General features: G+C 61.1%; 13 protein-coding genes. 8 read left to right on the top strand and 5 right to left on the bottom strand.

What is annotated here, in order from left to right; translation table 11 throughout:
* Positions 1-5: 5 nt before the first annotated feature.
* The 6 genes from HB724_RS03045 to HB724_RS03020 all read left to right on the top strand — a co-directional run bounded on the left by HB724_RS03045 (position 6) and on the right by HB724_RS03020 (position 7,897).
* On the top strand, positions 6-719 hold the full coding sequence (locus HB724_RS03045; RefSeq protein ID WP_213979429.1) for a DUF6118 family protein: 714 nt from the start codon (positions 6-8) through the stop codon (positions 717-719).
* Between the two features lie 79 nt (positions 720-798).
* On the top strand, positions 799-1,314 hold the full coding sequence (locus tag HB724_RS03040; RefSeq protein ID WP_213979428.1) for an RNA polymerase sigma factor: 516 nt from the start codon (positions 799-801) through the stop codon (positions 1,312-1,314).
* Entirely contained in the window at positions 1,283-2,230 is a 948-nt protein-coding gene (locus tag HB724_RS03035) for a FecR domain-containing protein (RefSeq protein ID WP_213979427.1), read from the top strand. The genes HB724_RS03040 and HB724_RS03035 overlap by 32 nt, the downstream gene beginning before the upstream one ends.
* Before the next feature lie 119 nt (positions 2,231-2,349).
* Positions 2,350-5,514 carry a TonB-dependent receptor gene (locus tag HB724_RS03030; RefSeq protein WP_213979426.1) on the top strand — a complete coding sequence of 1,055 codons (3,165 nt, stop codon included), beginning with the start codon at positions 2,350-2,352 and terminating at the stop codon, positions 5,512-5,514.
* 68 nt (positions 5,515-5,582) lie between these two features.
* Positions 5,583-6,722, top strand: coding sequence for a metallophosphoesterase (locus tag HB724_RS03025; RefSeq protein ID WP_213979425.1), 1,140 nt, complete (start codon positions 5,583-5,585; stop codon positions 6,720-6,722).
* A 5-nt stretch (positions 6,723-6,727) separates the two neighbouring features.
* Entirely contained in the window at positions 6,728-7,897 is a 1,170-nt protein-coding gene (locus tag HB724_RS03020) for an alkaline phosphatase (protein WP_256731289.1), read from the top strand.
* 421 nt (positions 7,898-8,318) lie between these two features.
* Here the strand turns inward: HB724_RS03020 and HB724_RS03015 are convergent, their stop codons facing one another.
* Positions 8,319-8,576, bottom strand: coding sequence for a hypothetical protein (locus tag HB724_RS03015; RefSeq protein WP_213979424.1), 258 nt, complete (start codon positions 8,574-8,576; stop codon positions 8,319-8,321).
* Between the two features lie 182 nt (positions 8,577-8,758).
* The gene (locus tag HB724_RS03010; RefSeq protein WP_346344655.1) at positions 8,759-9,406 is read right to left on the bottom strand and encodes an SDR family oxidoreductase; all 648 of its coding nucleotides are present in this window, start codon (positions 9,404-9,406) and stop codon (positions 8,759-8,761) included.
* A gap of 2 nt (positions 9,407-9,408) precedes the next feature.
* Between HB724_RS03010 and HB724_RS20370 the strand changes: the two genes are divergently transcribed.
* Complete coding sequence (locus tag HB724_RS20370) at positions 9,409-9,627, top strand: hypothetical protein (RefSeq protein ID WP_256731288.1); 219 nt, start codon at positions 9,409-9,411, stop codon at positions 9,625-9,627.
* A 71-nt stretch (positions 9,628-9,698) separates the two neighbouring features.
* The gene (locus HB724_RS03005; protein WP_213979423.1) at positions 9,699-10,616 is read left to right on the top strand and encodes a LysR family transcriptional regulator; all 918 of its coding nucleotides are present in this window, start codon (positions 9,699-9,701) and stop codon (positions 10,614-10,616) included.
* Between the two features lie 34 nt (positions 10,617-10,650).
* On the opposite strand, the gene HB724_RS03000 is transcribed toward HB724_RS03005, so the two are convergent.
* The 3 genes from HB724_RS03000 to HB724_RS02990 are packed head-to-tail and all read right to left on the bottom strand — an operon-like array spanning position 10,651 to position 13,340.
* Positions 10,651-11,397 carry an SDR family oxidoreductase gene (locus tag HB724_RS03000; protein ID WP_213979422.1) on the bottom strand — a complete coding sequence of 249 codons (747 nt, stop codon included), beginning with the start codon at positions 11,395-11,397 and terminating at the stop codon, positions 10,651-10,653.
* 52 nt (positions 11,398-11,449) lie between these two features.
* Entirely contained in the window at positions 11,450-12,544 is a 1,095-nt protein-coding gene (locus tag HB724_RS02995; protein WP_213979421.1) for an alkene reductase, read from the bottom strand.
* A 40-nt stretch (positions 12,545-12,584) separates the two neighbouring features.
* Positions 12,585-13,340, bottom strand: coding sequence for an SDR family oxidoreductase (locus tag HB724_RS02990; RefSeq protein ID WP_213979420.1), 756 nt, complete (start codon positions 13,338-13,340; stop codon positions 12,585-12,587).
* Between the last annotated feature and the right edge of the window lie 39 nt (positions 13,341-13,379).

Genomic DNA, 13,379 nt, shown 5'->3' with positions numbered 1-13,379 from the left:
AAGACATGGACGAAAAACGCTGGCCCAACGCATTGCCCTACGAGCCGCCCGCACCGGACCCGGCGACGCGGGCCTTTACCGAGCTAAGGGGCGAATTGGCGCTGTTGCGCCGCGCCGTCGAACATCTGGCGACCGAGAAGGCGGAAATCGAGGTTCCCGACTACAGCAACACCCTTGCCAAGATCGCCAAATCGTTGATCGCCATTGAGAGCGCACCCGCCTTGCAGATGACGCCAGAGGATTTTCAGGCGCGGTTCGAGGCGGCGGCGGTGATGGCGCGGCGCGAGGATCAGGCCATGCTTACCAAAGCAGCGCGCGAACTTACCGAAAACGCGCGCACCTTGTGGGCAACCATCGGCACAGCAACCACCATCGACCAGCAGAATCGCAACCTATGGTGGGCGGCAGGCGGCGGCTTCGTCGCCGGATGCCTGGTCATGACTGCGATCCCCGGTTTTGGTGCGCGCATTGCGCCGACAGGCTGGCACTGGCCCGAACACCTCGCCGCGCGTGTCGTCCGCGAGCCGACGCTATGGGACGCGGGAATCCGGTTGATGCGCGCCGGGAACCCGGAAGGCTGGCAGGCCGTCGTTGACGCCGCCGATATGCGGCAGGCCAACCGCGACGCAATCGCCGCTTGCGAGCAGCAGGCCGCCAAGACCAAGCAGCTAGTGCGATGCACCATCGGCATTGAGGTTCCGAATACCAACGGCCGCTAACCATCGCCTTCGCCCTTAGTGGTTACAGCATCGACGGCGGTGAAACCGCACTGTCATATCGTACTTTTATGGCGGCGCGATGGCTTCCCGCGCTTCTCAACTGACCGCACAACGCACTGATTTACTGCAATATGTAGGGCGGCAGGTGCGCGACTCGGCATTGAGCGAGGACATCGTTCAGGAGGCCTATCTCCGATTGTTGGTCTTTGAGGCGAAACCAGACAACACCGTGACCAATGCCCGCGCGCTATTGCGTCGTATCTCGCTCAATCTAGTGCGGGACCATTTCCGCCGCGTCCAACGGGTTCCGGTGGTCGAGTTGTCGGACACGATGGCCTGTCCGCTGCCGACCGTGGATCAGCAGATAGAGCGCCGCCAGTTGATCGCGCTGGTCGCGGACATCCTCAAGAAAATGCCTCCCTTGCGCCGCGAGGTTTTCATCCGACGCCGCGTGCATGGGCAATCTCCGGGCGAAGTGGGCAGCGATTTGAGTCTTTCCCCCAGCGCCGTCAGCCATCATATGGCAAGAGCCATGGTGGACCTGCATCTGGCGATTCAGAGAATTGAGCAACGAGGCGACCCTGTCCGAGACTAACTCCATCGAGTTCGAGGCCGCGCAGTGGATTGATCGCCGCACGAGCGACGACCCTTTCGATGAGACAGCTTTTAACGAATGGCTCGCCGGCGATCCTCGCCGCCGATCGGTGTTCGATTCAATGTGGCGGCACATCATGGGGCGGGACATGGACGCGGCCTTGCGCGCCTATGGGCGTCGAGGTCCATCCAGACCCACTTGGCTGGTGGGTGGCGTGGCCGTCATGTTGGTTGCGGCAGGCAGCTACAAAGCCATGCCTTGGGTCGAGTTGCGCCTTGCCCAACCCGAAGAATATGCGGTGGCGGATGGGAAGGTCCAGAACGTCACGTTGGCAGACGGAACACAGCTAACCTTGGCGGGCGGCGCGGAGGTCAAGGTCCGCTACACACGGCACTACCGCGAAGTAAAGCTGACCCACGGCGCGATCTTCGCTGATGTCGCGCATGATACGGGTCGCCCGTTCAGGGTCGATACCGGTAACGCTCGCATCGTGGACGTCGGGACCAGCTTCGAGGTCTTGAGCAGACCAGAAAGTATCCGAGTCACGGTTGCTACGGGTGTCGTCCAATTCAGTCGCAATGGCTGGTACAGCAAGCCGATCCGGCTCGCCGCCAATCAGGCGGCCACGCTCGACCAAGCGGGCCTGAGCCAGATCGAGGATGTCAGCCTGAAGAACGTCGCCCGCTGGCGCAGCGAGTGGGTGGAATACAGGGGTGTGCCTCTACGGCAAGTGGTCGCCGATCTGCAAAGCCTCTCACCATTGCCGATCAGGATTGAGGATGAAAGCTTGGCGAACAAGCTCGTAGGCGGACGGATACGCCTGACCGATCCGGTCGGCCAACTCCAGAACCTGGCCATCACCCATACTTTCCGGGTCCATCAGACCGATGATGCCGTAATCCTCTCCAAGAATTGAACGGCCTTCCGCGTCGCTCGATCTCGTCACTAAAATGCAACAAAAAACTTTGGCAAATTTCGGCAATCGCCGCGTCTTTCCCCTGAACCCAATCAACTCACGCTCAGGGGGATTACATCGTGTCCAGGTTCCAAGGTTCGCTTCGTGCAGGCGTCGCCGCCTTCACTCTCATCATTGGCGCTACTAGCGTCGCATCTCCGGCGCTGGCGCAAAGCAACATCTCGCTTCCTTCGGCAAGCCTCACAGATTCACTGAACGCGCTGTCGCGGCAGTCCGGCGCACAGATACTCTACGATCAGGCCCTGCTGCGTGGAAAGCGGGCGCCTGCGATCTCGGCAGCTTCGTTGGTCGAGGCGGCTCTGAGCCAGCTTCTGCGCGGATCGGGGCTGACCTGGCAGAAGCGCGGGGACGCTTTTCTGGTCGTGCCGGGTGGTTCCTCCGACCGCCAGAATCAGACAAATCGAGAATCGGCGAGTCGCTTTCCCGAGCGGCAGGTTGCAACCGTCGCCGCCAGGCGTGAATCAGCGGCGCCCGCCCCGGAAAGCGATATCACTGTCACCGGATCGCGCGTCATCACCGATACTTTCAATTCGCCTACGCCGGTGGTGGCGCTTTCGGCTGAGGAACTGGATAAAACCACGCCTTCGACCATCACCGACGCACTGCTCAAGATGCCTTCGATTCTCGGCGGCCAGAACGGGTTTAGTTTGGGCGGTCCTGTGAGGAACTCGAACGGTACCAACATTAGCCTCTTGAATCTCGGTGCCAATCGTACGCTGGTCTTGTTGGACGGCCACCGTGTCCCCCCCGCCAATGCGGATGGTTCGGTGAACGTCGATGTCATACCGACGGCGATAATAAAAAAAGTGGAAATCACTACGGGCGGTTCTTCGGCCGTCTATGGCTCCGATGCGATCACCGGCGTTGTCAATTACATTCTCGATAAGAAGTTCAAAGGCGTGAAGTTCGACGCCAACGCCGGCATCTCGAATTTTGGCGATGGCGAATCCTGGCGGGCCTCCGTGGCTGGCGGTAGGGAAATATTCGACGGACGCGGCCACATCGAAGGAGCGGTCAGCTATTATCACCGACCCTATATCCTGCAAGGTGATCGCCCCTATATCGAAGGCGGCCAGCAATGGGCCTATAAGGGGCTGGGTACGGCGGCAAGCCCCTATGTCGCGATCCAGTACGCCCGGGCCACCAACAACAGCGCTGGTGGCCTCATCACCTGCACGGGTTGCGCCGCCAATGGCATGCAATTCGTCACTAACGGAGTTATCGGCCCGTTCGACAAGGGGACGGCGACCGGCACCAACAATCTCTCGGACGGCGGCGATGGCGGCTACGTGGCGACGCAGGTCGGCTTTCAGTCAACGCTTGAAAGATTCAACGCCTTTGGCCGCTTCAGCTATGATCTGAGCGACAGTGCCACCTTCTATGTGCAAGGTTTCCTGGCGACTAGCAAAAGCTATCATACCTATGGAGGAAACTCCCTCGGAGGCAGCTTCTACAGCACCAATGCTTTCCTCACGCCGGCCGCGCAGGCTCTGCTGGCGAGCACTGCGGGGACATTCTCGGTCGCGAGGGTGACGCAACAAATCGACAACAAGTCCGCGAACGGCAGAACCTACAGCCAAACGTCGACAAACCGGTTTTTGTCCGGCGAGGCGGGGCTGGAAGGATCGCTATGGGACCGTCTCCATTACGACCTGTTTTACTCCTATGCCCAGGTGAAGCAAAGGGTCTCGGCGATCGGTGTGAACAACCAGAAGCTGGCGGCGGCACGCGACGCCGTGCTCGATGCGAACGGCAAGGTGGTTTGCCAGGTTTCCCTCACTGCCTCCGCCTCGCTCTATCCGGGATGCCTGCCGATCAACCCTTTCGGGCCTGGTGCCGTCACCCAGGAACAATTCGACTATGTCAGCCAGAAAACCTGGTACGACATGCTCAACGACAAGCATGATGTCAGCGGGTCGATCTCGGGCGATATTTTCAAGCTGCCCGCCGGCCCGGTGAGCGCCGCGCTGTCTGGCGAGGCCCGCTGGAGCAGCTTCCGCATCGACAGCCTCTTCTCGCCGGATGACGTTGTGGATTGCACTGGGCTTCGTCTCTGTTCGGCGGGCGGCCTATATACCCAGACGACCGTCAACGCCATTCCGATACAGCATCAGGCGGTCCAGGAAATCGGTGGCGAGATCAACGTCCCGATCCTGAAGGATCTTCCGCTGATCAAGAGCCTGCGTGTGGATGCGGCAGGCCGCTTCACCCATTACAACACATCGGGCAGCGTCCAGACTTGGAAAGCCGGCGTCATGTGGCGGCTCAGCGATGAGCTGAGCTTTCGCGGGACGCGGTCGCGCGATATTCGCGCGCCCAATCTGAACGACCTCTTTGCGAGGGCCCAGGTTAACAATACCACCTTCACCGATTTGCTGACCAACACTGCCGTCTCCGTCAAGCAGACCACGAACAGCAATCCCGACCTTAAGCCGGAAAAATCGGATGCCTGGACCGCGGGCATCGTGCTGACCCCGAGCTTCATTCCGCGCCTGACCCTTGCCGTGGACTATTATAACATCAAGATAACCGATGGCATCGCCGTCGCGGCCTATGCCACGCTTGCCATCCAGCAATTGTGCATAGCCTCGGCTCCGAATTATGATTCACCCTTCTGCAAGCTGGCGACCCGGCCCATCGCGCCGGGGCAGCCGGGCTATACCTCGCCCGCGAACGCTCCCACGGCCATCACATCGCAGAATGTGAATGTCGCCCAGCAGAGCACCGAAGGTGTTAATGTCGAACTGGGTTACAACTTTCCCTTGTCGGCCATCGCCGCCTCCGCGCCGGGGAAATTGAGCCTTCGCCTGCTGGGGACCTATCAGCCGCGCAACGATACGTTCGCCACGGCCGGGGCGATCCCCAGTTTTCCGGCGCTCCCGAAGGGGCGGGCAACGCTGTTCGTGAATTATGATGTCGATGACTGGACGATCAATATTCAGGACACCTGGTACAGCCGATACAGCCACCGCACCAATTCTTCCCAGGTATTTGCCGAACCCAATATCAAATCATTCAATGCCATCGATCTCAGCATCAGCAAAACCTTCCATGTGGCTGGTGTCGAAACCGATCTCTATGTGAATGTGCAGAATCTCCTGAATACGAATCCGCCGCTTTTCATCAGCACCAGCGGGGTCGGATATTCCTATCCGGTCAATCGCGGTACCCCCGCCGCCGCGCAATATCGTTACTTCACCATGGGCCTGCGCGTCCGTTTCTGAATTTGTCGAAGCACATCGGCATCCCGATCGGCCATCTTCATGGCCGATCGAAGCAAGGAGCCTGACGGATGAGATTTTTCGCAATGATGGCCACAGCTTGCGCGGCCATCGCCTTGTCGCTGCATCCAGCCGTGACCACGGCGCAAACGACTTCGCTCGACCCCGCCCCCGAGGGCAGCTTCAGCATTGTCATGCTGTCCGACACGCAGGGCTACCTGGGCCGGGGAACGGCCCTCCAGCGCGATGTCGATCTTCCCACGGAGAACCCGGTTTTCGATGCGGAAACGCGATGGGTCGTCGCCAACCTCAAGAGCCAGAAAGTAGCCTTCGTCACCCATGGCGGCGACATCGTTGACTCCAATAACGAGCTTCAGTGGGAACTGGCGCGCCGCTATCTGGACCGTTTCCACGGCGTCGTTCCCTATGGCCTGGTGGTCGGCAATCACGACATGACCAACCCGGGGGATTCCTCGCTGTTCCAGAAATATTTCCCGGCTTCGCGCTTCCGGAAATTCCCCTGGTATGGGGGCTATTTCAAAGGCGAGCGGGGGCATCCCGGATTTTCCAGCAACAACGCCAACAGCTATCAGCTATTTTCCGCCGGTGGGCTGAATTTCGTGATCCTTCATGTTGAATGCAATGCGCCCAACGATGTATTGCGATGGGTCGATACGATCCTCGATCGCTACAAGAGCCGCTTCGGGATCGTCGTGACGCACATGTTCCTCGGCCCGATTCGGGAGCCGAAAAAGGGCGAGAACGGAAGCCTGTTGCCGCAGGGCGTCATGCAATGGAAGAAAGTGCATGGGGAAGCGGGCAACACGCCTCAGCAGCTATGGGACAAGTCATTCAGGCGGCACCCGAATATCCGCCTGATCCTGAATGGCGATCAAAGCACGCCGAATGCGCAATATTTAAAACTCACCGGCGATCATGGCAATATCGTTCATGCGCTACTGAGCGATTATAGCCGGGATGACCACGGCCATATCGTGCATTCACCCAGCGACTATCAGCCGACGGCGGAGCACGGCGGCGCCATTCGGATATATCGCTTTTCCCCATCCGGGAATGCAATACGAGTGATCACTTATGATACGGTGGATAGTAAAATTGTCACAACCACCAAATCTGTCAAAGACAGCGGTCAACATAATTTCGATATTTCTCTTGATATGACTAACAAGAGAAGGCCGCATAAGGATTGAGTCGCATGTCCACACTTGTTCGTCGTTCCAATCTCTTCTGGCGCGGATATGCGGGAGTCATGTCGGCTCTCGCTCTTGTGATGAGCGCCCTCCTCGTTTGCACCAACGCGCCCGTCGAAGCCAGGGAGCACCCCGCGAAGATTCAAGGACGGCAAGCGCGAAACGTCATATTGTTCCTTGGCGATGCCGGCGGACTGCCGACGCTGAGCGCCGCGAGCATTTATGCCCATGATCGTCCCCAATCGCTGTTCATCCAGTCCATGCCCTATGTCGCGCTATCGGACACATCGGCGCTCGATAGCTGGGTGACGGATTCTGCTGCGGGCATGACCGCCATCGTCACCGGCCATAAGACCAATAACGGCATGAGCTCCGTCATCCCATCCACCAATGGGACGGTCACGCCGGTGAAGACGGTCCTCGAATATGCAGAGGAGCGCGGACTCTCCACTGGCGTGATCACCAACATGCCGATCTGGGATGCGACTCCTGCGGCCTGCTATGCGCATGTAGCGAAGCGTTCCGACAAGGACGAGATATTCCGGCAATTGCTGGCGCCACGCTATGGCGACGGTGTGGACATATTGATCGGCAAGGACCGCGACGCAGCCGAGGCGGCTTTCACCAGGACCGGCAGGACCGCCGCCGAGACATTCGCGGGATCGGGCTATCTCTTCGGTGACGATCCGTCGGTGCTGACGCCCAAGACGAGAAGAGCGGCCATTCTCCGCGACGAGGACTATGCCCCCATCCCTGCCGTGGAAGCCACCATTTCGAGCCTGAGCCGCAACCCGAAAGGCTATTTCCTGATGGTCGAGTGGGACATGCATACCAACGATCTGAAAAAGGGCCTGACCCATGCCGTCGAGATGGACAATCTGATCCGACGGGTCAGCGAGGTCGTAGGCGAGGATACGCTGATCCTCTTCGTCGCCGATCATTCCTATGATCTGAAGTTGCGTTCCGGAAAACGCGGACAACCGCTTGCAGATCAAATCGCCGCCGACAATCCTGACCAGCCCAAGGTAGTTGCGGCTGATGCGAAGGGGGCTCATGCCGGAGAAGAAGTCGTTGCCGTCGCGATGGGGCCGGGCGCCGATAGCGTCCGTGGCTTCTTCTCCAACACGCAGCTCTTCAACATCATGATGGCGGCCTTTGGATGGAAGCCGAATTGAGACGGGCCATTGTCAACTGCCTGCCGTTCGGCACCGCCGCGCATCTTTCCGACTTCGAGTTGGGTTTCCCGCCGGAGTTGCAGAAATGAGAAGGTGATGGACCTGCTGTTATTGGCGAAGTCCATTCGCACCGGCAGCGCGCGAAGTCCGGCTTACGAGCTTCGTCGGTTGTTCTCGTGGTCGGTCGCATTTCTCCCGGGGGAGGAATGGCGACTGCCAATGAGAGGCATGGGGCCGGTCCTCATCGACTTCAGACAGACCCATATTATCTCGCTGGACCGATGGTACTTGTGATGGTATTAGTGCTTCGCTTACGGCGAATACTGTAGCAAGATCAATACCTTGCCACGGAAACCGGGTGACCGTAGGGGTCACCAGTCAAGCGATTTATCGCGTTGATTTTGCGCGTGAAATGGGTTGATCAGGAAATCTGATACCACAAGAGTTCCCACATTCCCTGTGGGGTGCAGTGGTATAGCTCAGGCTTCCATGAGACGGACGCCAGCCAATCTCGCCCTTCCATCAGCGCGCATAGCTCAGGAACGCGGCGAAACGGTTTATCAGCCTTTTCTGCTCTTGATCTGGCATCAATCGCATGGCCATTTTGGGCCATCAGCGGCCTGTCGGCTTTTGGGAATGCCGATCGAAAAGCAGATGTTTCACGGTCGGCGAAGGACATTTCCGCTTCCGCCAACAAGTCGGACGTTCACGGAATGAGCGGAACCACTCGATAGCTGCCGCCAGACGGTGGCGAGACCGGGAGGCTCGGCAAACATTCCGCCGAGAGGGAAATATCGTCCCACGCCGAACCGCGCTTCGCCCACGTCCCCGGCACGATGGCCGAGGACGCTAAGACAGGGATCAAGCCGTGTAGCCACCGTCTACGGGGATGATCGCGCCGGTGACATAGCTCGCGGCAGGGCTCGCGATGAAGGCAACCACCGCCGCGATCTCCTCAGGTCGGCCAAACCGGCCCAGCGCCGTTGCGGCCTTTTGATACTCACCCAGCGGCCCGTCGGAAGGATTCATGTCCGTATCGATCGAACCGGTGCCGATGACGTTGACGGTGATCCCCTTGGCACCCAGGTCGCGGGCTGCGCCCTTGGTGTAGCCCTCGATGGCGCGCTTGGTGGCGCTGTAGTCGGCGATGCCGGGCCAGCTCGCCCGCGCTGCGAGTCCCGTCGAAAGCGAGATGATCCGACCACCCTCGCCCATCACACGCGAGGCTTCGCGAATAGCCACGACCACCGCTTGGTAGTTGATCGCTACCTGTCGCTCGAAGCGGCTCGTATCGAGCGTATCGGGAATGGTGCCGGCCTCGAACACACCGGCATTGTTGACCAGGATGTCGAGCTTGCCGAACCGTTCGACAACCGCCGCGATGAGTCCGATGACTTCGCTCTCGACCGACTGGTCGGCTTTCAATGCGATCGCCGAGCCGCCAGCCGCCTCGATTTTGGCGACGATCTCCTTCGCCTTCGCCTCGCTTGCCGAATAGCTGAGCGCCACGGTTGCGCCCTGAGAAGCAGCTCGAGCGCAATGGCGGCGCCGATGCCGCGTCCGCCGCCTGTCACGAGCGCGATCTTTCCAGCGAGAATTTCTGTCATTTTCGTCTTCCTGTAATGGATGCGGTCGTGTGCCGTTCAACCTGGCTGGATGCGGACGCCCCGATCATGCTGCGGCACCGTCGCCGCGCCACAGAGATGGGGGTACCGATTGTTGTTGATTAGCGCAGTTATTGGGGAATAATTGTCTACAGCCATAGACAATCGGATTCCGATATCGGGCGCGAAGGAAGAATATGGACCAGCTTCTGGCGATGAAGGCCTTTTGCCGCGTGGTCGAAACCGGCGGGTTCACCAGCGCCGCGGATGCGCTCGACATGCCGAAGGCCACGGTGAGTAAGATCGTCGGCGAACTCGAAGGCCATCTGCGCGTGCGGTTGCTGAACCGGACGACGCGATCGGTCCAGGTCACCAAGGAGGGCGCGATCTACTACGAGCGCGCCTCGGCCTGGCTCCAGCAGCTTCCCGACATCGACAGCGTGTTCGATGGCGAGCGTGTGAAGCCGCGCGGCAGGCTCGCCGTCCACACCAGCTCGTGGGTTGCGAGCGAGGTGCTGATCCCCGCGCTGCCGCAGTTCCAGGCCGAATATCCGGAGATTGAGATCGAGATCGGCGTTTCCGACCGCTCGGTTCATATGATCCGGGAGGGGGCGGATTGCGCGATCCGTGGCGGCGAACTCAGCGATCAGACCATCATCAGCCGGCTGCTGGGTTCCTCGCCATGGCTGACGGCGGCCGGCCCGGACTATCTCGAGCGGCATGGAATCCCCCGGCACCCTGACGAGCTCACCGACGGTCACGCGCTGATCCATTACCGCCTGGCGCGGACTGGCCGGCCAACCGCCTTCAGGTTCGAGCGCGGAGAGGACCGGGTCACGATCACGGGTCGGTCGATCCTGAGCGTGAACGAGAGCAACGCCCATCTCGCCGCCGGCATCGCCGGTCTGGGCGTGCTGCAGAGCTTCGAATGGAAGCTGCGGCCAGCGATCAAGGAAGGCCGGCTGGTGCCGATCCTCACGGAATGGGTCCGGCCGAACCACCCGTTCCACGTCCTCTATCCCTCGAACCGCTATATGAACACGCGCCTCCGTGTGTTCATCGACTGGCTGGTCAAGGTCTTCGCCGAAATCTACAGGCCGGAGCGGACCGCCTGAATCCCTGTTCGTTCGGGCGGCCCGGACCGTTGCGTCAGACTTGCGCGAACCCGCCATCGGCGAAGATCTCGCTGCCCGTCACGAAGCTGCTGTCGTCCGAAGCCAGGAATGCGACCACCTTGGCGACCTCGCTGTCCTCCCCGTTGCGGCCCAGCGGGGTGATGCCGGCAGCGTAGGTGTAGAACGCCTCAAGCTCCGCAGCCTGGAGGCCAGTCTTACTGTGGCCCGGCGTCAGGATAACACCGGGGCTGACCGCATTGACACGAATATCCCGGCCTTTGAGGTCGGACGCCCAGGTGCGCGCGAAGGAACGGACCGCTGCCTTGGTTGCACTGTAGACGCTCCAGTTGGCCCAGCCCTTGCTCGCGACGATCGAGGCGTTGAGGATGATGGAGCCGCCACGCCCCATCAGCGGGAGCGCCTTCTGTACCGTCCAGATCACGCCCTTGATGTTGATGTCGAGAAGCGCGTCGACATGCTCCTCGGTGAGTTCGCCAAGCGGCGCGACCTCGCCGATGCCGGCATTGGCGAAGACGATGTCGACGTGCCCCACTTCCTTGCGGATCAGCGCATAGAGCCGATCAAGGTCGGCCGGCTTTGAGACGTCGCCCTGAACCGCTACCGCGTTCGACCCGAGCGCTACGACGACATCGTCGAGTTTGGCCTGCCGGCGCCCGGTAATGTAAACCCGCGCGCCCTCGGCGAGGAACGTCCTGGCGGTCGCCAGTCCGATGCCCGAGCTGCCGCCCGTGACGACGGCGATCTTTCCATCAAGTTTCATGTCCTGAATCTTTCTTGCTAAGCGGAATGCGCCCATGAGCGGCGGCCGGCCGTCAGGCGGCAGGTGGATAGTCGAGATATCCGGAGAACCCGCCGGTATAGAGATTGGCCGGGTCGAGATCGGCGAGCGGGAGATCGTCCCGGAAGCGTTCGACGAGGTCGGGGTTCGCGACGAAGGACTTCCCGAAGGCCACATAGTCGGCGACCCCTTCGGCGATGGCCGCTTCGGCGGTTTCCCTGGTCATGGCCGCGTTGATGATCAGGGCACCCGAGTAGAGCGGGCGGTAGCGACGGCCCATCTCGATCGTGCGGTCCGCTGAGTCGAGTCCGGGGGTGAACATCAGCGCCGCCAGATGGAGGAATGCGAGATTCCGGGTGTCGAGCGCCCGGATCGCATAGTCGTAGGTCTTCCGCGCTTCGTCATCGAGCACGATGCCCGCCGGTCCATCGAGGCACGGATTGAGGCGCACGCCGACGCGATGGCTTCCGATGGCACCCGCCACCGCATCGACGACTTCGAGGAGGAAGCGCGCCCGGTTTTCGACGCTGCCCCCATAGTCGTCCGTCCGTTGATTGGCGCTCGGCACCAGGAATTCATGGATCAGATAGGCATTGGCCGCGTGCAGCTCGACACCGTCGAAACCGGCCTCGATCGCATTGCTGGCCGCTGTCGCGAAATCGTCGATGGTCCGGCGGATATCGTCGAGCGACATCGCGCGTGGGGTTACGGTCTCCATCCGGCCGTTCTTCGTGTAGGATTCGAAGCCGGGATTGATGGCCGAAGGCGCGAGCGGCAGCGCGCCGTCGAGCAGGTCGGGATGCGAAATCCGGCCGACATGCCATAGCTGGGTGAAGATGCGGCCGCCTCTGGCATGAACGGCGTCGGTGACGGGGCGCCATGACGCGATCTGCTCGGCGGTGAAGAGGCCCGGTACCTTGATATAGCCGGTCGCCTCCCGGCTGACGATCGTGCCTTCGCTGATGATGAGGCCCGCGCTGGCGCGCTGGGCATAATAAGTGACCATCATGCCGGTCGGAACCGCGTCCTCGCTCGCGCGGGCGCGTGTCATGGGCGCCATCACGATGCGGTTCGGGATATCGAGGTCGCCGATGCGACCGGTCTGGAAAAGATGCGGGGCTGCGCCCATTGCGGATCTCCGTGGGAAGCGAGGGATAGAATCGGCAATGTCAGGCGGTGAAGCCGCCGTTCACGTCGATCACCGATCCGGTGATGAAGCCCGCATCCGGCCCCGCCAGGAAAACCACGGCGGCGGCGACCTCGCCGACTTCCGCGAAGCGATGGATCGCGTGCGATTCCATGATGATCGGGGGCAGCTTGTCCTTCGATCCGGCAGCCATGTCGGTGTCCATCATGCCCGCCTGGACGACATTGACGGTGATGTTGCGCCGCCCGAGATCGCGCGCGGCGCCCTTGCTGTAGCCGACGACCGCCGCCTTGCTTGCCGCATAATCGGTAGTGCCGGGGAACGCGATGCGCGTACCCAGCCCGGAGCCGACCGAGACGATCCGTCCGCCGTCCGGCAACACCCGGGCGGCGGCGCGGATGTTGGCGATCACGCCCATCGTGTTGATCATCCACTGCTTGTCCATCGCGGCGTTGTCGATTTCCGGATCGTCGATGGTCTTGCCCTGCCAGGCCACGGCGGCGTTGTTGACCAGGATGTCGAGCTTGCCGAGCGTCTCGATCACCTTTTCGATCAGCGGGCCGGATGCGGCCGGGTCGCCCTGGTCGGCCTGGATCGCGACGGCGCGCACGCCCTTTGCCTTGAGGCTTTCGACGACTGCTGCCGTCTTTTCCGCCGAGGCGACATAGCTGATCGCGACATCCGCGCCCTGATCGGCAAGCGCCGCCGCGATGGCGGCGCCCAGGCCGCGTGAGCCGCCGGTAACGAGGGCGACCTTGCCCGATAATGTCTTGCTCATTGTGAACTCTCTCTGTGATTGGGAAGGGTTAATCGGGCC

The sequence above is a fragment of the Sphingomonas sp. dw_22 genome (genome assembly GCF_018449795.1).
GTDB lineage: Bacteria > Pseudomonadota > Alphaproteobacteria > Sphingomonadales > Sphingomonadaceae > Sphingomonas.
The sequence above is the reverse complement of the archived record's forward strand: the minus strand, read 5'-3'. Positions and strand labels throughout refer to the sequence as shown.